General features: G+C 59.7%; 18 protein-coding genes and 5 pseudogenes. 20 read left to right on the top strand and 3 right to left on the bottom strand.

Translation table 11 applies throughout. From position 1 onward, the window contains the following. The first annotated feature begins 180 nt into the window (after positions 1 to 180). From C457_RS10345 to C457_RS10315, 7 genes and pseudogenes are all read left to right on the top strand, one after another. Complete coding sequence (locus C457_RS10345) at positions 181 to 603, top strand: hypothetical protein (RefSeq protein ID WP_049913518.1); 423 nt, start codon at positions 181 to 183, stop codon at positions 601 to 603. Between the two features lie 213 nt (positions 604 to 816). Further along, positions 817 to 1,068, top strand: a complete 252-nt coding sequence (locus C457_RS10340; RefSeq protein WP_008094355.1) for a ribbon-helix-helix protein, CopG family — start codon at positions 817 to 819, stop codon at positions 1,066 to 1,068. Then, positions 1,065 to 1,529 carry a hypothetical protein gene (locus C457_RS10335; protein ID WP_004971371.1) on the top strand — a complete coding sequence of 155 codons (465 nt, stop codon included), beginning with the start codon at positions 1,065 to 1,067 and terminating at the stop codon, positions 1,527 to 1,529. The genes C457_RS10340 and C457_RS10335 overlap by 4 nt, the downstream gene beginning before the upstream one ends. 159 nt (positions 1,530 to 1,688) lie before the next feature. Next, positions 1,689 to 1,982, top strand: a pseudogene (locus tag C457_RS10330) (hypothetical protein). Further along, positions 1,982 to 2,317: a DUF7558 family protein gene (locus C457_RS10325; RefSeq protein ID WP_049913500.1), complete on the top strand. Its 336-nt coding sequence runs from the start codon at positions 1,982 to 1,984 to the stop codon at positions 2,315 to 2,317. Before C457_RS10330 ends, C457_RS10325 begins: the two are co-directional and overlap by 1 nt. A 48-nt stretch (positions 2,318 to 2,365) precedes the next feature. Continuing rightward, a pseudogene (locus C457_RS10320) lies at positions 2,366 to 2,961 on the top strand (DUF7437 domain-containing protein). Beyond that, positions 2,958 to 3,464: pseudogene (locus C457_RS10315) on the top strand (hypothetical protein). Before C457_RS10320 ends, C457_RS10315 begins: the two co-directional pseudogenes overlap by 4 nt. 2 nt (positions 3,465 to 3,466) lie before the next feature. Here C457_RS10315 and C457_RS21155 read toward each other — a convergent pair. Further along, a pseudogene (locus C457_RS21155) lies at positions 3,467 to 3,722 on the bottom strand (MarR family transcriptional regulator). A 118-nt stretch (positions 3,723 to 3,840) separates the two neighbouring features. On the opposite strand from C457_RS21155, the gene C457_RS10310 reads away from it, so the two are divergent. From C457_RS10310 to C457_RS10300, 3 genes are all read left to right on the top strand, one after another. Continuing rightward, the gene (locus C457_RS10310; RefSeq protein WP_008094347.1) at positions 3,841 to 4,101 is read left to right on the top strand and encodes a HalOD1 output domain-containing protein; all 261 of its coding nucleotides are present in this window, start codon (positions 3,841 to 3,843) and stop codon (positions 4,099 to 4,101) included. 381 nt (positions 4,102 to 4,482) lie between these two features. Continuing rightward, a complete protein-coding gene (locus C457_RS10305; RefSeq protein WP_008094346.1) occupies positions 4,483 to 4,851 on the top strand; it encodes a hypothetical protein in 369 nt (122 codons plus the stop codon). Then, positions 4,848 to 5,420 (top strand): hypothetical protein, encoded by a 573-nt coding sequence (locus C457_RS10300; protein ID WP_008094345.1) that lies wholly within the window; start codon positions 4,848 to 4,850, stop codon positions 5,418 to 5,420. Before C457_RS10305 ends, C457_RS10300 begins: the two co-directional genes overlap by 4 nt. Before the next feature lie 755 nt (positions 5,421 to 6,175). On the opposite strand, the gene C457_RS10295 is transcribed toward C457_RS10300, so the two are convergent. Then, positions 6,176 to 6,973 (bottom strand): DUF4386 domain-containing protein, encoded by a 798-nt coding sequence (locus C457_RS10295; protein WP_008094344.1) that lies wholly within the window; start codon positions 6,971 to 6,973, stop codon positions 6,176 to 6,178. A 209-nt stretch (positions 6,974 to 7,182) separates the two neighbouring features. On the opposite strand from C457_RS10295, the gene C457_RS10290 reads away from it, so the two are divergent. The 4 genes from C457_RS10290 to C457_RS10275 all read left to right on the top strand — a co-directional run bounded on the left by C457_RS10290 (position 7,183) and on the right by C457_RS10275 (position 10,770). Further along, positions 7,183 to 7,794, top strand: coding sequence for a cupin domain-containing protein (locus C457_RS10290; protein WP_008094343.1), 612 nt, complete (start codon positions 7,183 to 7,185; stop codon positions 7,792 to 7,794). A 258-nt stretch (positions 7,795 to 8,052) separates the two neighbouring features. Then, positions 8,053 to 8,787, top strand: a complete 735-nt coding sequence (locus C457_RS10285; RefSeq protein ID WP_008094342.1) for a DUF4386 family protein — start codon at positions 8,053 to 8,055, stop codon at positions 8,785 to 8,787. Positions 8,788 to 8,956: 169 nt separating this feature from the next. Further along, a complete protein-coding gene (locus C457_RS10280; protein WP_008094341.1) occupies positions 8,957 to 9,946 on the top strand; it encodes an NAD(P)-dependent alcohol dehydrogenase in 990 nt (329 codons plus the stop codon). 254 nt (positions 9,947 to 10,200) lie between these two features. Then, positions 10,201 to 10,770 carry a hypothetical protein gene (locus C457_RS10275; protein WP_152419989.1) on the top strand — a complete coding sequence of 190 codons (570 nt, stop codon included), beginning with the start codon at positions 10,201 to 10,203 and terminating at the stop codon, positions 10,768 to 10,770. Positions 10,771 to 10,774: 4 nt separating this feature from the next. Here the strand turns inward: C457_RS10275 and C457_RS10270 are convergent, their stop codons facing one another. Then, a complete protein-coding gene (locus tag C457_RS10270) occupies positions 10,775 to 11,044 on the bottom strand; it encodes a hypothetical protein (RefSeq protein ID WP_008094339.1) in 270 nt (89 codons plus the stop codon). 922 nt (positions 11,045 to 11,966) lie between these two features. Here C457_RS10270 and C457_RS10260 point away from each other — a divergent pair. The 6 genes and pseudogenes from C457_RS10260 to C457_RS10240 form a co-directional block, all read left to right on the top strand. Beyond that, complete coding sequence (locus C457_RS10260) at positions 11,967 to 12,566, top strand: hypothetical protein (RefSeq protein ID WP_008094337.1); 600 nt, start codon at positions 11,967 to 11,969, stop codon at positions 12,564 to 12,566. Between the two features lie 154 nt (positions 12,567 to 12,720). Further along, positions 12,721 to 13,134: pseudogene (locus tag C457_RS10255) on the top strand (hypothetical protein); the annotation flags it as partial. 812 nt (positions 13,135 to 13,946) lie between these two features. Next, a complete protein-coding gene (locus C457_RS10250; protein WP_049913497.1) occupies positions 13,947 to 14,972 on the top strand; it encodes a two-component system sensor histidine kinase NtrB in 1,026 nt (341 codons plus the stop codon). 1,182 nt (positions 14,973 to 16,154) lie between these two features. Continuing rightward, a complete protein-coding gene (locus tag C457_RS10245; RefSeq protein ID WP_008094330.1) occupies positions 16,155 to 17,054 on the top strand; it encodes an SOSS complex subunit B family protein in 900 nt (299 codons plus the stop codon). Between the two features lie 223 nt (positions 17,055 to 17,277). Further along, positions 17,278 to 18,432: an outer membrane protein assembly factor BamB family protein gene (locus tag C457_RS19525; RefSeq protein ID WP_008094328.1), complete on the top strand. Its 1,155-nt coding sequence runs from the start codon at positions 17,278 to 17,280 to the stop codon at positions 18,430 to 18,432. A 367-nt stretch (positions 18,433 to 18,799) separates the two neighbouring features. Next, positions 18,800 to 19,539, top strand: a 740-nt coding sequence (locus C457_RS10240; protein ID WP_008094325.1) for an IS1595 family transposase, incomplete at its 3' end; no start/stop codon positions are given.

Genomic DNA, 19,539 nt, shown 5'->3' with positions numbered 1-19,539 from the left:
AACCTTGGCACGGGCACTGGGCTGTGTACTCGCGGATCCGCATTCCTGATCGTCTTCTTTGTCTGGAAGATATTCCTCACGGTAGGGGTGTCTGGATGAACTCCGTTAGTACGTGAACAATTGCTGTGGCTGTTTTTATCTTCCATTGAGGGGTGGAGGAGTCAGCACCCCATGCAATCTATGTCTTCCGACCAGGAGCAACAGCGATCACGACTCTCTGGCGAGCATACTGAACAACCGAGCGACGAACCGTGGACAGATCTCGAACTGGCGCTCCCTCACAACAGAAGTCCGACTAGCATCGTCTCATTTGTCGAGCGTGTACTCGTCGAACTTACCCACGAAGACGTCGGAGCCGAGTTCGTCTCGACAAGCGTAGCGGGCGTGAAGCGGACGCAGTTCATCGGCGTCGACGACGTCGGGCAGCGGTTCCAGAAGCGGTATTTCGACGACCGTCTCGGCTGGGACGAAACAATAGTCAGCCGTGGAGCAGTTCGTAACGAACTGGTCAGTCGACTCTCGCGGTTATCCCTTGACCGAATTGACGAGACGCCGAATGCTGAGCCAGATACGTTCCGCGTGATGCCTTTTCATCAGTTTTGAGCCCGCTACACTGTTAACCAACACAGATCCGCAGACTTCCGCGATGTTGGTTAACGGCGTGGCAGCGACGCAAACGGAACCCCCATCTCGCGAAGAGTGGTAGTTCGGACGATGTCGATGTGAGCATGAACGAAACGGTTGTCCAAGGTCATTTCTGGGACCCCCAGAGGGGGTCCACAGATGTTTAAGTCACCACAGAGCAATCATCTATCCATGGCCACGGATCTCACTGAACGGGTGCAAGAAATCGCCGAAGCGCGGGGTATCCCCGAATCAGAGATCCTCGAACAGGCGTTGGAACGCGGCGTCGAAGATCTCTGGGTTGACCTCGTCCTCTCGCGATACATCGACGACGACATCGACCGCGAGACCGCAATCAACCTCATCGGCCGAGACCGCGTCAAGCGAGCAGAGCAGGAGGTACAGGTCGTCGAAGACGACGTTCGGTGGGGACTGAATGCGTGATCCTCGCGGTTGCTGATGCGGGCCCCATTATTCATCTCGACGAGATTGACGCGCTTGCATTGCTCTCGGTCGTCGACGAGCTGCTGATTCCACAGACTGTCTACCAAGAACTCGAGGCGGGGATGGTCCCACCTGCGCTCGAAACCATAGAGTACGAACTGGTTGAGAGTGATACAACCGGCCTTGGCGTCGAGTTGGACCCCGGTGAGACAGCTGCACTCGCCGTCGCATCTGAACGCGCTGCCGTCCTCCTGACTGACGACCTTGCAGCACGAGACGCTGCGAACGATCGCGATGTGGAAGTCCATGGCTCGATTGGGATTCTCGTGCTTGCGTCTACACGGGGAGAACTCGAGAAATCAGCGGCGGCTGAGCTGATGCGAGCGCTCCAGACTGAAACGAGTCTCTTCGTTACTGACGCTGTGGTTGAGCACGGTATCTCACTCCTCGATGAGAGCTAATTTGTCGGTTCTCGACTTTCCGAAGGTTGTTCTGTTCATCGACGGCGTTGCCGTCGTCGGCTATCGCAACCTGCAACTGGACTGACTCTCCGACTGGGCTGTTTCTCGTGCACGCCGTGAGACGTGCAGCGCACAATAGGGTGCGCTGCGTGACTCTCCATGCCTAGTCCCGATCCGCACGACGACACGAGTTGCGACTACGAACAGTTCGAGAAAGAACAGCTCACCTAGGACCGCGACGCCATCGGCGTCGACACGGCGGACGTCGACGACGACGAAATGGCCCAACGCCTAGTCAACGACCTCGTCGACGCGGACGTCGTTACACCCGTTCCTGAAGACCGCGTTCTGGTTCACAAGCCGAGCGGCACCACATTCGTCTCGACGACGCAGCTGGCCGTCTTCCATCGTGGCTGGATGGCCGGTCGCGACGCTGACAGGGAGGGCGAGTGATGCAGCAAACCCTCGTCGGCTGTGCGTTCTGCGATGCCCCGCCCGGTACTGAGACTGGCGAGGCCCATATCTGTGGACAGGACGAGCGGGTCACCCACCCGATCTGTGTCGACTGCGCGATTCAGACGGAATCGGATCTCGACGAGCGCGATCACGTCACCTGTGACGGCTGTGGGCTGGTCGTCGACACGCTCGCAGCACTCATCCGGTTCCGGGTCGAACTGGGGCATCTGGAAGGCCCGTTGCAGCTGTGCGCCCGCTGTAGTCCGGGCGGACTCGCGACGTACTGGACGCGCAACCTCGAGGAGCATCTCGTCGCGACGTCGGCGGAGTGACCCAACACTCTTTACTGATTCACTGTAAACTGTAAACAAGAACGCATCGTGTCACGTACCTCAAATCGCGCCGACGGTGACATCGTCCAAGACTTCCTTTCGGTCGCGGATCTCCTTGAGGAGCCACAGCTGGCTCAACTGTACGCGTACCTCGCTCGGGAGGACGAGGCGACCGTCCAGAACGTGATGGAGGACCTCGAACTCGCCCAGGGGACCGCCTACAGCTACGTGAATCGGCTCGTCAACGCTGGCGTCGTCGACGTCACCGACGACGGGCAGCCCCGGCGGTACGCCGCCCGCGAGATCGGTCTGACCGTGATGACGGGCGGGGGCGACCGCAAGTACACGATCACGCCGGCGCTGATCGACGCCGTCGGCCGCCGCGAGACGGACGCCGACATCGACACCTACATCGACCGTCACGGGGTCGCTGGCCTCGCAACGGCGCTCACTTACGCGGTCGCCCGCGAACGCGGCGAGGTGACCCACCGGCTGATGGCGGAGGACTCGACATCTCCCCGCTGGCCGCGGAGATGATCCTCCAGGCACTCCGGCCCGTCGTCCATGAATACTACGACATCGAGGAGTCAGGGGCGGGACTCGACGAGCTGGACATCGACGGCGACGGCGCTGACGACGCGTGAGCCGGCTCCACATTGCCGACACCGGCCTGTTCGTCGCGATGGGACAGCCGTCGAACAGTCGGTATCAGGCCGTTCGGCGGTTCGCTCGCCGAAACGAAATCGCCTTCGTCCTGCCCGAACGGGTGTACGAGGAACTGACCATCGACGACCCGGACGTCGAGGAAGTGCCGATTGACACCGCGATCGACGAGGGCTGGCGACGATTGCGGTGCAGCTGGAGTTCTCAGAGCCTGTCGTCTCGCGGGTGATGGATGGCGTCCAGCGGTACATCGCGAACGCAGACGACCGGCCCGCCGACGAAGTTGAGCGAGCGGACGCCGCCCTCGCTGCGCTAGCTGCCCAGCACCTCAGTGCGGGGACCGCGACTGGCGTGTACATCTACACGACCGATATCGCGGCTGGGGAGGGCGCTGAAACCGTACTCGGGAGAGGGGTACAATGACTCGGTGACGTTCGTGAACGGCTCCCGATTCATCGAGGACTTGGTCGCCGTCAACAGCTAATGCTATTCGGGAGCAAGGTCACGGGCGTCGAGCTCGCCGGCGAGATACTCTCCACCCTCTCGTGTGATGTCGTAGACGCTGTTTCCGAGGCGGACGAGGAGTCCATAGGTAACGAGGGTCTTGCACCGAGCGTTGATGGCGAGAAAAGCGCACACGGTTGCTGTCCACCATTTCCTTCGGGGTGTCGGGGCCGTCGTCAGCAAGATGCTTCAGAATGCGGTCATCGGCGCGAGACACCCAGTCGGCGTCAAAGCGCAGAATCGCTTCTGGTTGCGCCGAGGCGATCCCGAACGCGCTATCCAATGTGGAAACGTATCGCTTCTGTGGGTGACTCCTAACGTTTTAAACGCTAGCCAGCTTCATAGTAAGTGTACAGATGCAATCCCCACCAACAGGCAGTTCAGGTGGATCAAGCGACCTCCTCGTTGAAATCGTCGAGACACTGGAGGCATGTGGACTCGATGACGACGCCTATCAACTCCACGAGTACGTCGACCCCGGTGCGCTCGAACAGTTGATCGCTTCCGCCGATGAGACCATCGCTGTTCAGTTTACTGTCGAGGGGATTCCGCTCGGTGTCTCACCGGACGGTGTTGACGTCATCATTGAGGACGAATCGCAGTCCGTCGGCGAATAACGACTTGCGGTTCCGAGACAGGGATTGTTCCTGAAAGCCCTCGGCCGCTCGACGCCCCGCGACCACGTGAGATTGCGTCTCGCTTGCTCCCGTTCGCTTTGTCGCCGGCGCAGAGCGCCGGCTTCCAGCGGGACCGAAGGTCACGCACGGCTCACGAGGACGCCGCTGCGCGCCTCACCCCTGCGGTGCCCTCCGGCTCCGCCTGAGGACTAGCGAGCGTCGCTCTCACGTCGCTTGCGGACCCCAGCGAGCATTTCGTTCGTGAAACCGTGTCGCAGTAACCGTTGCCCAGCCCGTTCAAACGGTGTTCCCCTACCGATGTGCAAGTTCTGCACATCCGACGAAACCGTTATGGGTCCATGTGCAGAATTTGCACATAGAATGAGCGCGAGTGACAAACCCCGACGGGTCCACTTCCAGTCCCCGGAGTACCTCGTTGAGCGTCTCGACGCGATTGCGGCACTCTTCGACAAGGACCGGACAGACCTCCTCGTCGAAGCGATCCGCGAGTACATCGAAGAGACTGCCGACAGCGAAACGTTCCAAGAACTTGTGGCAACGAAGTACTACGACGACCAGCTTGAGTTCGAGACGGTCAAGCAGTTGGTCGGCGCTGAAACCGCCCAACGGCTCCGCCTGCTCAAGGCAGACCTCGAGGGCGAGCCATTCGATCTCGTTGCGCCCACTGACGTCGACATCTACGGCGACGACGCGACGACGGTCGAGACTGGTGACGGCGACGAGCGATGAGCAGGCTGCGACTGCGGACAGTCGTCGCCGACACGAGTGCGCTGGTCAGTCTCGCCGTCCCACGAGCCGACGCAGCCTACAACACCGACACGGCTCCGGATCCCCTCCAGTATCTGCTCACCTCGTGTGATGTGTTCGTGCCGCCAGAAGTCGTTGCAGAGCTCCGTGACATCACGCAGTATCAGGACATCCACGCCGCGGCTGCCAACAACGTCCTCGCCGCTCGCACCCACTACACGGTCGAGGATCCGTACGAACGCGACGAGACGCCGGACGCCCGGCCAACGTTCGGCCTCGACGACGGCGAAACCGACGGTATCGTTCTCGCGAACGCGCTCGACGTCGACGGGTTTCTCACTGACGAGTTCGGTGGGACGAACTTTCCGCTGATTCACGCCGTGCTGCAGGGCCCGCAGATCGTCCCGACGCCGCGGCTCCTCGTAGATTACGCTCGAAACGGGCATATGTGCCACGAGGAAGCTGGAACGCTGATCACGACGATCAGCCCGCATCGGAGCTGGGAGAACAGCCCCTACGTCACGCAATTGCCCCAACGCCTTGACGTGTAACCGGTCTCCAAGTGGGGACACCGAACACCCAGCGTCGGCGACGTCTCCTGAAAGCCCTCGGCCGTTCACGGGCGGCGTCGCCGCCCGTTAGCTCGGGAGAGCTTTGCTCTCCCGCTGCTCGGCATCCCGCGACCACGCGAGACTGCGCCTCGCTTGCACCCGTTCGCTCCTGAAGACTCACTTCGCTCGTCTTCCGGCTCCCGCTCGCTACACTCGCGGGAACTCCGCCCACGGGAACCCCGCTGCACTCCTCGTGCCTGCGGTACTTGCGGGGCCGGAGGACGTTCACGGCGCGAAGCGCCGTGTGCTCGGGAGACGCAGTCTCCCGGTGACCGAGACGGCCTCGCCCTTTCTGAGTCCGCCAGGATGTCGGCTGGGTTACTGAGCGTCGAGAGTGGTTGAACGGTGTTTCTCTACGGCCCGCCCCGCTCGCCGCTGCCGCCTTCCGGTGAGCAGAGCTCACCGACGTCCCGCTCACTGCGTTCGCGGGCCCCCCGCGTCGCTCGCGACCGACCATTCGTAGAGGGTTCGATGTAATCGCCAAGTTGGCGACAGTTTTTCACAGCCGTGCTGAATACAGAGCGCGAGTCTGTCAGGTGAGGTGACAGAATCAGTAGCGTATAGTGATGGATGAATTGATCGGTCGATTGCGACCGGACGACCTCTCTCGCACTGTACGCCTCAACGGATCGAACCCAGTGAACGAGACTCCTGCGTTACGCCTCGTATCCCTCTTTCTGCGGTCAGCTCCGGTCTCAGCTCATCACGGACGCCGACTCCTCGTCCACACCGTCTTCGGCCGAACTAATTCGGCGGCCGTAGACGAGCAGCCAGAGGATTAGCAACACCTCACCCACGAACGTGAACACAGCGAGTTCGAAGGTGTAGCCAGCGAACAGCACCCGTCCGAAACTATCCACCACGTAGCCGATGCCAGCGAGAGCGAGGAGCATCCCTAACACCTTCGGTACGTAGCCTGAGGGGTATGACTGGACAACCGCAGACTTGTACAGCAGATACCCGACCAACACCAGATGGAGGCCGACCAGAATCAGTGCGCCGTCCCAGATGTTGTAGAACGCCTCGATGCTCAGCAGTGCTTGCGTGGACTGTTGCTCCATGGTGAACCCAGTCCCGGTCGCACCCAGAATCTGCGGGACACTCATGAGCTGACTGATCGCGACGACGAAGATGCCAGCGAAGACGGCTCTGAGCCACCCAGAGAGGAGTGCGATGCCAGCGTGTACCGGCTTGAACACTGTGTACAACGCCCACGCGACGGTTAAATCGAGTATGGCGACCGCGAAGAGGCTCGCGATGCCGAGTCGGAACGTGCCTTCGGCACCCAGAATAGCGGTCGCCGTTCCGGTCGCATTCCCGGGTGTGACGAGCCCGTCTAACACGACGAAATTAGCGAACACAGCGAGGGGAGTCATCAGCAAGAGGGCGAGTCCAGCGATCACGCTCGCTCGCCCGACGGACGTCTCGGTTGTGGACGGTCGCTGATACTCGACGCTCCGCTCCTGATCTGGGGTAACAGCTGCTCCAGCCATTCGTCTTTAGAGGTGTCGAACCAGCATAACGGTGCTCTAGAGCGTCCGTAATTGTCCGTTACCCGAAACGAACCCACGTCACGAGCGGTGTGGACGGCTCACCACGAACGGAGGCGGTGGTGCGATACCCCCCGGCCGGACGCTGCCGTACCGAACAGATGAGAGCGGGGGACACCCCTCGGGCTCAGGTATCGGCCGGAGCCGGCGGAATGCTTAGGATAATCTGCGTCGTACCAACGCGGATGGATTCACGATCGGACGAGCACCTGCTGACGGGATCGGGGCGCTCCACGAGAACCGGCCCGGATGGCTACCCGAACACGATCGAAGACCCGTCGACAGGGGCGTCCATCACGTTCATCGAACGCAGTGTCGACGAACAGGGAGAGTACTTGCTGATGGACGGCGTTCTCCCGCCGGGAACCGACAGCGGGCCCACCCGACTCCACCCACAGTCGGAGGTACGCTCGGAGGTCATAACGGGCCGGGCCGAGATGACGGTTCGTGGTGAGCGTCACACCCTGCTCGCCGGTGAAGCACTGACCATCGCCCCCGGAGCGGCCCACAGCATCCGAAACGACGGTGCCGAAAACCTCGTCGTTCGGACGACGCTCCGCCCACCCGGGGAGTTCGAGACCGCGATTCGTGCGCTCTACGAGGCCGGCGCAGGGGGGCAACCGGATCTGTTCGCGGTGGCGGCAGTTCTTTCTCACTACCGAGCGGACGTGCGTCTCGCAGGACTCCCATGGGTGATTCAGCGACTGCTCCTGCGTGTGTTCGCTGGCCTCGCGACGATGCTCGGTCGGAGTCCACTCTCGTAGCCCCCGCCCGATCACAGGCCATCGCTGGTGGCGCGTGCGCTCACCCACGGTCGACGACGACGGGTACCTCCGCACTACCTCGGGGGCGTCTGGCTGGTGGGGAGGGNATCACAGGCCATCGCTGGTGGCGCGTGCGCTCACCCACGGTCGACGACGACGGGTACCTCCGCACTACCTCGGGGGCGTCTGGCTGGTGGGGAGGGTCGTCCTCGACACGGCTATCTCCTCTGGCGGTAATGTCACTGTGGCAGATAACGTATGGGAGCAACGACCGGTCAAGCAGTAGAGGGAATCGAGCAGTCGCCCACGGCGGGCCGCTGGAACTATCTGACGGTCGGTGGCCTCGCCGCGCTGATTGAGGCGGCCATCTACGTGGTCGGTATCGCCTACTTCCTCGTCGTCCTCGACTTCGCGAGCGTCACCGGGGCGCTCGAACAGGTCGAGTTGTTCGCCGCGAACGAGACGAGTCTGTCCGCGATGTACCTGCTCATCTACGTGATGTTCGGTACCGTACTGGTGGCACTCGTTCTGGCGCTCCACGAGCGCCTCGCCGCCGAGGCTCCGATGTTGATGCGAGCGACGACCGCGTTCGGACTCATCTGGGCCGGCCTCGTCATCGCCAGCGGGATGATCGCCACGCTCGCGACGGGCGTCGTCGTCGACCTCTACAGTGCCGACCCGACGCAGGCGGCGACGGTCTGGCTGGCACTCAGTCCGGTCATCGATGGGCTGGGCGGTGGCAACGAGATTGTCGGCGGCCTCTGGACGCTCCTCGTGAGCGTAGTCGCGCTTCGAACGCGAGCACTCCACAGGCTGGTGAATTACTTCGGGCTCGTGGTTGGGAGTGCAGGTATCCTCTCGGCGATTCCAGTGCTGGGCGAGATCGGCGGTGGCGTCTTCGGCCTGACCCAGATCGTCTGGTTCGTCGCGCTCGGCGTCCTCCTGTTACGCGCAGGTCGCCGGGAGGCGTCCGCGTACCTCCGTGAGGAGTGACTCGACCGACGGCGGTGTGAGACACACACGGACGGGTTGTCGCATACACGTTCCGTGTCCAGGGGGTCTCTACCGATAGAAATCCGGCTGTTCGGCTGGTGTACTCTCACTTTACGCTGTCTGACGTCGTACGTACTCCGCGATGACACCCAGTGTCGAAGAGCAGTCAGTGAAGAGTCGCACGCAGATGCGGGCCGTCGTGGCCAAGACGTACGGGTCGGCGGATGTCCTCCGCGTCGAGGAGGTTGCAACGCCGATACCCGATGACGACGAGGTGCTCGTTCGGATTCATACCACGGTCGTCGGCCCGCCAGACTCGGCCACTCGGGAAGGGCATCCGTTCCTCATTCGGTTCTTCAGCGGTCTTAGACGGCCCACGGCGGTACCGGGTGACGTGTTCGCTGGCGAGGTCGTGGCAGTCGGTCGGAACGTCGTCCAGTTCGCTCCCGGCGACGACGTATTCGGAACCGCCGCTCCTGGGAGCGGCGCACACTCCGAGTATCTGTGTCTCCCCGCAGACGGGGCCATCGCGGTCATGCCGTCGGAGCTCACCTACAGAGAGGCCGCGGCCGTCTGTGACGGTGGGCTGACAGCGATGGCGTTCTTGGAAGACCACGCGCACCTGCAGGCGGACGAGTCCATCTTGGTCAACGGGGCGTCCGGCTCCGTTGGGACGGCTGCTGTGCAGATCGCGAGCGCGGTCGGCGCGACGGTCACCGGCGTGTGCAGTACCGCGAACGTCGACCTGGTGCGGTCGCTCGGCGCCGAGACGGTCATCGACTACACGACCACCGATTTCGCGGCGACCGGCACGACGTACGACGTCATCTTCGATGCCGTGGGCAAGCGACCGTACTCGACGTGCAAGGACTCGCTCGCCCCCGGTGGGCGCTACCTCACGACCGTCCTCTCGGTGCAAATCCTGCTGCAGATGCTGTCGACTCGGCTCGTCGGTGACAAGCGAGCGAGCTTCGCAGCCACCGGGCTGGGGTCTGCAGAGACGAAGCGCGAACACCTCCATACACTCCGCGACCTCGTCGAATCGGGGTCGTTCCGCCCGGTAATCGACCGAGCGTACGCACTAGACGACATCGCCGACGCGCACCGGTACGTCGATACCGGGCACAAGGTGGGGAGCGTACTCGTCACGGTGGAGTAAACCACTCCCTGTAGGCGCTCGTGGCGGACTAAACGACGGTCGAGGCCTGAGAACGGTGTCCCCCCCCTCTGCGTAGGAAGAACACGAGGTAGAGAACGACGGGACGCTACGTCCACCCATTACCTACGGCATAGTCTGAGTCGCACTAATGGTGGTTTAAGGGGACTTCCGAAGAAGCTGTCATGGAAATTGTCGCACGGTGTGGGGGCATAGTGGAAAAAACACTAATCGTATGGTTTCTAATTTGGATTGACATGGAGCTAGCAGCAATCCTCGAATTTGCAAGTAGTGTCGGGATATTTGGGCTATTCGCGTCGTTTTCCATTGCGTACTGGAGATATAACCGTAAACAAGAGGACCAACGAGAAGCAGTCAAGCGGGCAATCTTTACAGAATTGCTATCGACCGACCACTTAGACCGGGCATATGCAACACTTTTCCCCGATGACAAGGAGGATCCTTCGACCGGCGTGGATTATAATCAGAAAGAAGGGATTCCTGCAAATCAGTTTTTACAAACAAATATCGGCGAGTCCTATTCAGACCAGTTTGGATTACTGAAGACCGAAGAGATTGAGGCAGTTACAGCCTACTATACCGAAGCAGAGAATCTGAGAGAAGCAATTCGCGCTAGACGGATGTTTGAATTGAGTTTGAAAGAAAGTCACGATATAGTCGCAGCAGAGATGGGCGATGTCGTTGCGGGAGAAATTCGAGAGGTGAAGGAACGGCGGGACAGAGTACTTAGGATGTGGTGTTCCGAGTTCGATCATACGCTTGACGAACTCATGGAAGAGGACATCTACGTAAAAACAGCTTCGTAATGCATTACTGCTGATTATTGGGAAGATCACGGTATGGTTTTGGGCGAGGGATGTCCCTATTTTCTGTTGGATGCTTCCCGCGAATGGCACGAGCGACTTGGGGATGGTCAGTCTCCAGATCGTCCATTGCTTCTCGCCACTCGAACGCCTCTTCGACTTCTTTCGCTGTTGTCGCTCCGTACTCTTCGACGGCTTTTTTATGCCACTCTGTGGCGTCCTCCCCCCACTCGATTTCCACGTCATCCCCGTGATTCGAGACAAGCCCGTAGATCATGGCTTCACCCGAGTCTCGAACTTCACGAGGTCAACGTCGAAGGCGTTGCCGCTGGTCGCTAACGCCCGAGCTTGATGGAACTCGGAGGCGTTTGTCGTCCCAGTCGGTAATGTCGACGTGATCGTCACGTCAGGATCGCTCGGCGGTGTCGAACCAACCCAGAATCGATCCTCGACCCCTGGCTCATGCTCGATGTACACGTCGTACACTTGACCCGCAGTAGCCGCCTCGATGATGGTGCGGGTTTTGTTTGACCCATCTGCCGTATGAGCGTACACATCACCCCCGTCGATCTGGATACTCGATTGCTGATTGTTAGTGTCGGGAGAAGCGCGCCCAATTCCGACGGCGACCTGTTGAGACACGTCGTCTGCGACGAATATCCCGCGGAAGCTCCACTCGTTATCGAAGGTCAGGACGGTGTCTGGGTACTGAAGGTCCTCGCGGAGTCCCGCGAGACTGTCGGCCTGCGAAATTGTCCGAAGGATCGCTCCCCGTGCGGCTATCAGTTGGTTCCCAGCATTTGCCGAGAACTGGTCCAGGCCGTCGAGAGAACTGAAGTTTTCCCGCTTGACGAACGACTCCGTCCCCAAATCGTCCAGATCGGAGGNATTTGCCGAGAACTGGTCCAGGCCGTCGAGAGAACTGAAGTTTTCCCGCTTGACGAACGACTCCGTCCCCAAATCGTCCAGATCGGAGGTGATGCGTGCGGCCCCTGAATAGAGGGCGCAAGTCGGTCGGACGTGTCAACAATGATTCTTGAGACCCTTATGCTTCAGCACACCCTCTTCGCCGTACAGATGAGCAACACGAAACGTGACTCTCACGGCTACACTCCGATGGACTGCGATGCCGACAGCGAGGCAGACGAGGNGTACCAGCGGTGTCCTATCCGAAGGTACACGACACAGCGTGGTATCTGATGAGTGAAGAGAGCAAGTGGGAGTTGTACGAAGAACTTCCCCACCTAGAGCAGCGACGCCCACTCTGGGAGACGCTGGATAATGAGCTTGCTCCTGAACGCGTGTTGTATCCCGGCTCCTACGTCGATATCTCGCCGAGTTTCGTCTTTCGAGATGTCACCTACGTTGACATGGATCAACGCTGTCCCGCGTTCTTCGCGGACGGAGCGGTGCAACAGCATGTGCCATATTCGTTTCAGTTCATCCATGGCGACTACCGCGAACCACTAGCGGTAGCCCCTGTGGATCTGCTGCTCTCGCAGTATGCAGGTCCGATTTCGCACTACTGCAAGCGGTATGTGCGGCTGGGTGGCTATCTGTTGGTGAATAACAGCCATGCAGACGCAGGTGTGGCGGCTCTGGATCCAGACTGGGAACTCGTGGGTGTGGTACGTGGCTCACGTCTCAGCCGAGGTGTCGAGGGGTATTTCGAACCCAAGCCCGGTCGCGTCGCGGATCGAACGGACATGATCGAGTCCATGAAACCAATCGGATACACCAAGACAGCGTCCAACTATCTGTTTCGACTCGAATCGACAGACAACGCCCACAACGAATGAAAATCGGTTGCTGACTGCATCCTCTATATTTAGCACTCGACATCTGTCAGGTTCTGAGGGTTCCAACAAATCCCCTTTAGTCCGATCTGCTTCGTGGCCGCTGCTGTTTTTCAGGGACCAGAATGGGTGAGCCCCGCCGTAGGCTCGTGATTCGATGACCTCAGACGACGGTCCATTCCACGACTGCGAGTTGGATCCCGAGGCGATCCTCGGGACACACACGTTCGAAGACGTCCTGTTCACTGACGACACAGAAACCTCGGTGAACGTCCTCACCGGCGAGACACCAACACATTCGCAAGCAACCGTCGAGGAAGCGACGGAGTTCGCTGCGAGTATCGACACGGAGACGCCCCAGATCGCGCTACTGGCGTCTGTCGAGACACAGATTGAGGCGCAGAGCAAACCCTACACGTCGGCTGCATTCTTCCACTTCAAGCCGACTGGCTCGCTCAAACGCCATCGTGCCTATCACACCGCCTACGACTCAGACGCGTACACCGTCGACTTCGAGGCCGACTACGAATCGGGCGACTTGACCATTACAGTCGAACGAGCGGGCGAATCCCGAGAATTGACCGCCATGATGTGTGCTGGTAGAAGCATCGACGTACGTCGACGTGTTGGGGTGAACTCTCGACTGCGGAGAGTAACGAGCCGCGAGGCTCGCTTAACCAACAAAGTCGATGTTGATGGCCTTCGTTGTTGGTTAACTCGAGTTGGGTTATGATGTCTCCGTACCACCAATGCCCCACAGGGTTTCCTGCTAACGTCGTCGACACGCTTGACGACTACTCGTTAACTCCCTCAACACGTCGAAATGCACGTAACAGCGGTCACAAATCTCCGTGAGTGAGCGCTACGACCTGCAAAAATAAAGCACACACCGAGACTAACGAAGGTCCAGCAGACCGTCCGGATGATGTCCCGTCGAAATCAATGCTTACCGTGAACGAGATCAACGACCCCCGCTACTACTCGCAATGACGGCATGGTGGCCTCCCCCGATGAAAATATATGGCCCCAGTTGAGTCCGAGATCGTCTTTGCCCGGGCCAGAAGACCGAAACCGAGGTGCTTTACTGGAAATTGTGGTGTGTACTGGTAATACGAGTCTCAATCAAAATCTCCTATCGAGATCTCAGGGATAGACCTGACAGATAAATTATATACCCTCGTGAACGACCAGACTCGTGCTGAGTGCCTCTCACCCACCAGCAGTGGCGTGTCTCAGGGTGCCCGGTCTGATACACGTCAGAAGGTTCCCTCTTCCCCTTTCACTCCGGAGTCGGATCGTAATCAACCCTCAACTGAGACATAGTCTGTCTCGCAGCAACATCCTGAAGAACCCATAACTACTGACTAGTAGTAGTGATCTTATATGAAGGACGCTCAGCCACCACCAATTTCCGCTGATGATTTCTACCAGACACTTGTCGAAAATGCAGCCGAAGGGATGTTAACGATCGACTCGGACAGCAACATCGTGTATGCCAATCCAGCCGTTGAAGACATCCTCGGCTATGCACCCGCTGAATTAATTGGGAGTTCAAAGATGAAAATCATCCCAGAGCGCTTAGAACCAGTCCACGTGGCTGCATTAGCCTCGTATGTGGCGACAGGAGAGCGCAATATCGACTGGGATGGTATCGAGCTCCCGGCGTTGCACAAGGACGGACACGAAGTTCCGACGCTTATCAGCCTTCGTGAACACGAACACAATGGGGAACAGTATTTTACTGGCATCATTCGGGATGTCACCGAGCAGCGACAGCGAGAGTTCCAACTTCAAGAGCAGAAGGACCGGCTGAATGAGTTCGCCGACATCTTAACACATGATATTCGGAACCCACTCTCGATCGCGTACGGGTATACTGAGATTGCCCATGAACAGCACGAGAGTCCTGAATTGGAGCGGGTCTTAGCATCACTCACTCGAATCGATGATCTCGTCAGCGACATTCTTGCCCTCTCAAAAAGAGGCGAAGTCGTTGGTGAGACCGAATCGGTTGATATCCGTGAGTGTCTCCATGCGTCGTGGAGTAGCGTTGAGACACAGCAAGCGACGCTCCAACTAGACGATGATCTCGGAGTGATCGCCGCGGATAAGAGTCGTTTTCAGGAACTACTAGAGAACTTGTTCCGCAATGCCGTTGAACATGCTGGTGCTGGGGCGACTGTGACTGTTGGAAGCCTCCTTGACGATACGGGACTCTATATCGAAGATGATGGCCCCGGAATCGCTGAGCCGATTCGGTCAGAGATATTTACCCATGGATATTCGACAACTGCTGACGGAACTGGCTATGGGCTCTCGATCGTCTCTCAAATTGTCGAGGGCCATGGTTGGGATATTGCCGTTACAACGGGTTCTGAAGGTGGCGCACGATTTGAGATCACGTGGTGAGAGTTGGGCGACGTCTGCTGAGTTAGTTTTTGGAGAGCATCTCTGACGGCCTCGTACTGCTGCGATGTTCGAAGCAAGCGTGAGATACTCCGTTGTTTGTGTTTCATTTGGGATGGAGACGAGGCCCACGTCCTCAACGATCTGGATAGCAAGCTAGCGAGTAGAAACTAGCAATCTCACGTGTTTGGGAGGTGAGTCGTGTCGGTACGTTTGGGGGCGACTGCTCGGGTTGTGCGCGCTCCGGCGGGCAGGCCGTTCCTGCCGGGCCCGGGCGTTTCGCGCTTCCGTTGCGTCTCCGACGGACGGTGCACGGTCACGGGGCCGGGTCGGGCCGCGTGCAGCCACCCGATACCGGTCAGCCCCGAGAGCGGGTCTGCGAGCACTCGACCCGCATCCGGGCCGTGACCGAGACCGGGCTGGCTGCATCTTCACCAGCCGTTGCGTCAGCGCTCCCTCGATGCGGTCGCGCCGCCGGCCGGCTGGCTCAGACGTGGCCGCTTGCGCGGTCCGGGCGGGCTGCTCGCCGTTCGGGCACTTGCCCTCACCCCTCGTTCACCCGGGCTGCCGCGGCTACTGGGGGCTCGCCGTGCTCACCCCCAATATGCCACGGTCCGGGGCTCACTCAGGGCTGGCTGTGCGGCCTGCCGGGCGTGCGCTCAAACTCGACCGCGACGAGCTGTGGGTCCGCGGGCGTCCAGCCCGCACCGGGCTGCCGCACGAGGCGTTTCCGTTGCGTCTGCGACGGACGGGACAGGCTCGTGCGGGTCCGGGCGCGGTGCTGGTCCGGCGGGTCCTCGCTCTCTGCGGCCTCGCTGTGGCCGTATGCGACGCCGTTCACCACCGTATACCCCCCGGCCGTGCCGCCTCGGCGCCGCGGCCGCTGCCGTTGCGTCTGCCGACGGACGGGTGTCGGCGAGGCGCCGACCCGCGGTGACCGGCTGGGTATATGGCGGTGACCGCGCACTCACCTCGAGGTTCACCCCCCGCACTCGTTTGTCGGGGTGCCGTCGGTGCCGCGCCGCGCCGGACAGGGTCCGGCGTGAAGGCGCGGCGCGGGCACCTCGGTGACGGCGTCATCGGTCGACGTCGGTGCCGTGGCTCAACAGGTTGGTTCGTGAGAATCCCGCGAGTGAGGTCGCGGGCGTTGGCGCGTTAGCGCCTTTGAAACTTGGTGAAGTTCCAATGTCTAGTAACAACTCCAGTCGAAAGGTAGTTTCGGTGGCTGAACAGGCGTTCGAACACGCGGACGAGACGACAGTCGACGAAGACGGGTTCGAAGTCGTCGACGAGACGCCGCAGTTCCAGGCGACGGTGCAACAGGAGATCCAAGCAAAGGTTGATGCGAACCACCCAGATGGGATTGCAGACACGAGCGACGAGCGGATTGACGGGGTGACGTTGGCCCAAGAAGAACGCATTCGAGCGCGGGAAGCCGAACTCGAACGGATTAGTGCCCGTGCGGAACTGGGCTCGCAAGAGGGTCGTGAGGCTCGGTCGCGGATGATTGCGGCCGAGCGGAGCGCTGCGCGACGGCGGCAGTTCCAGAAGCGGGCGGCAAGTGTGAACCCGATGGCTGACCCCGACCGGGCGGATCCCCGGACGGAGCTGACCCAAGCACAGTTGGGTGCGGTGAACTCTCAGGCAAAACGATTGGTAGAGAAGCTGGATGGGTGGTCACGAGCGGCGATCAGTCGGCGGCTGAGCGAGGCGGTGTTGGGTGGCAAGGACATGATGTCGGCAACTGTGAGCGTGTTCGAGGAACTCGAAGGCGCACCGGGGACGATGGTGCCGATCGGGAAACTGGAGGGCGTGTCGCGACGCGAAGTGTGCATTGAAGGGACGCTGACGACGGTGTGGGAGTCGGAGTCACCGGCGATTCAGCAAGCGGGGCTCCTCGAAGACGAAAGCGGGCAGGTGAAGTTGACGAGTTGGAAGGCCTCGGACGTGCCGTGGATTCGCGAGGGTGAACGCGTGCGGATTCACGGGGCAGCGCGGAACTGGTACGACGGGCGCGTCTCGATTGCCCTGACGGGGGGGACGACCGTGATGTTCCCCGAGCGCGACGCTTGGTGGGACGCCTAACGGCGCGAGGCAGCCCTCTTTTTTGTTGGTGGCCGGGCCGACCCAGACCCCACCGCCCCACCCTCCGCTCCGTGCTCGCAGACGCTGCGCGCGCAGCCACGACCTCTAGAACTCTTTTTGACGTCACGGTGGGGATTGGTGCCTTCGATATTCACCAATGAAAGTGACTGTTAAACTGGGGTATCACTATCATGACTATTACCCTGTCTCTCCACCGACTAGCATGCTTCGGGGGAACCAACAAGGGCTGAATCGACGACAGGCACTCCGAATTTTCGGGACCTCATTTGCGATTGGAACTGCAGCTCTCCGCGCGGGTCGCCCCGTTGCTGCTCGTGCGTCAACAGAGCCGTCATGGCCAACGTTCCAGTTTGACAATGGGCGGTCCGGATACAACCCGCACGGGAGACGTCCCACAGGCAAACTCACAAAAGTATGGGAAACGACTGACGGATCATTCTCGAGCAGTCCAGCCGTCGCCGGAGAACTGCTGTATCACGGGACAGCCGCGAAAGGCCTCTTCGCCTATGATGCCGAGGACGGGAGTACCGTCTGGAACAGTCCGACCAACGGGCGAATCGGTCCCTCAAGACCAACGGTAGCCAACGGAGTTGTCTATATTGGCGATTGGGAGCATATCTTCTATGCATTCGATAGCACCACTGGCAGTGAACGCTGGCGCTACAATGCTGGTGCGATACTTAATCATGATTCAGTTGTTGCTGATGGGGTGGTGTATTTCAGTGACGCGGATGGAGTTATTCACGCGGTTTCAGCAGCCGATGGGGCTGCTATCTGGAGTCTCGACACCGGCTTTGGAATCACATCACTTGCGATGAGTGATGGGGGTATTTTCTTCGGGGGGTCTAATTCACGGATCTCTCGGCTCGACGCAGCAACTGGCGTGGTCGAGTGGTCTCATCCTGTTCCGTACTCTCCACGACACATTGTCCTCGTCGATGGGATTGTGTATGTTGGTGGCTGGCCGTATCTCGCGACCTACGACGCAGCAGATGGAACAGAACGTTGGCGTGTCTATGTCGGGACAATTACCAACTCACCAGCGATCTCTGATCGACTCATCTATCTCGGGTCTACCAACAACCAACTACTTGCATTTGACCGAGCGACTGGTGAAGAACAATGGGCCTTCAGCGTTGGTGACCACCCGATTCAAGGAATTGTCTCGTCGCCTGCTGTTGTCCAAAACCGTGTGTATTTCGGCGGCTACGACAGGTACGTATACGAACTCCATGCACGGACAGGTAAGCTGATGTGGTCATTCGACACCGGTACTGAGATCACAGGGTCGCCAGCTGTCGTTAACCGGCGTCTCTATATCGGGAGCCGCTTGGGTGGTATGTACGCATTCGGTTGATGAACAACACCGACTCTATACTGGACTCACAGTTCACCACGGGTTTCATCGTGTCGGGTAAAGTCGACGATCTAAGTCTAGTGGGCTCTGTTGAAATCCTAAGCCCCTGATGGTTTGTCGAAGGCGTGCTGAATAGAGGGCGCAAGTCGGTCACGCAACTGTCACACCTTACAGTGGCCCAGACAACTAGCAACCCAGCCATTGATTCCGCTAAATTGGCGAATTGAGGTGGATTTGGCCGTGGTTATATGATTCTTCACAGACAACATACTGACAACGCTCTTCTGTAGGAGATTGTTGATAGATTTCAGCTGTTGCTCTGGAATCGAAGAGGGCAAGGACACCGCGCTAGCGGTGTCCGACACGAATGATTCCGCTCGATGTGTTTGGCTCGGAATCGCTCGCAGCGAACCTGCTCCAACAAGTTCGCTGGCGTGACGGCGTTTCCTGCCCTCGCTGCCGTTCTGACCGGACGGTCAGAAACGGCAGCTATGGGGCGTTTCAACGCTATCTCTGTAAGAATTGCGACCGCACGTTCAACGACAAGACGGGCACGATTTTTGCTCATTCGAAGGTTGCGCTCCGCAAGTGGTTGTTCTCGATCTACGCGTTCTTGCGGTTCAACACGAGTCTCCGCCAACTTCAGCGAGAAATCGGTGTCACCTACAAGACGATGCACCGTCGCGTCGAGCGCTTTACCAGAGCGCTCGACGCACCTCAACTCGACCTCGTTGGACCGGTCGAAATCGACGAAGTGTACGTCTCTGCCGGATTGAAAGGCCGCGAGCGCGACCAAGAGTCGCGCTCGCGTGGCCTGTCCACGCGCGGACGAGGTTCGTATGAGGGAGACAAACCACCTGTCTTCACCATCGTTGACCGTGGAACGGGACAGCGATACGTCGTCCCAGCGAAATCCGCTGATGAATCAACAGTGCGACTCCTCCTCGGTGACCACGAGGAGGAGTCGCTGACAGTCTACACCGACGGATTTCGGGCATACGACCCACTAGAGGACGATGACGAATTCCACCGCGAATACGTCGTCCACGGTGACGGCGAATACGCTGATGGAGACGTTCACGTCAACACCTGCGAGAGCCACGCGTC

It is taken from the genome of Haloferax prahovense DSM 18310 (assembly GCF_000336815.1).
In the GTDB taxonomy this organism is placed as follows: domain Archaea; phylum Halobacteriota; class Halobacteria; order Halobacteriales; family Haloferacaceae; genus Haloferax; species Haloferax prahovense.
Note: the sequence above shows the minus strand (reverse complement) of the source record. Positions and strands in the feature narration are given on the sequence as shown.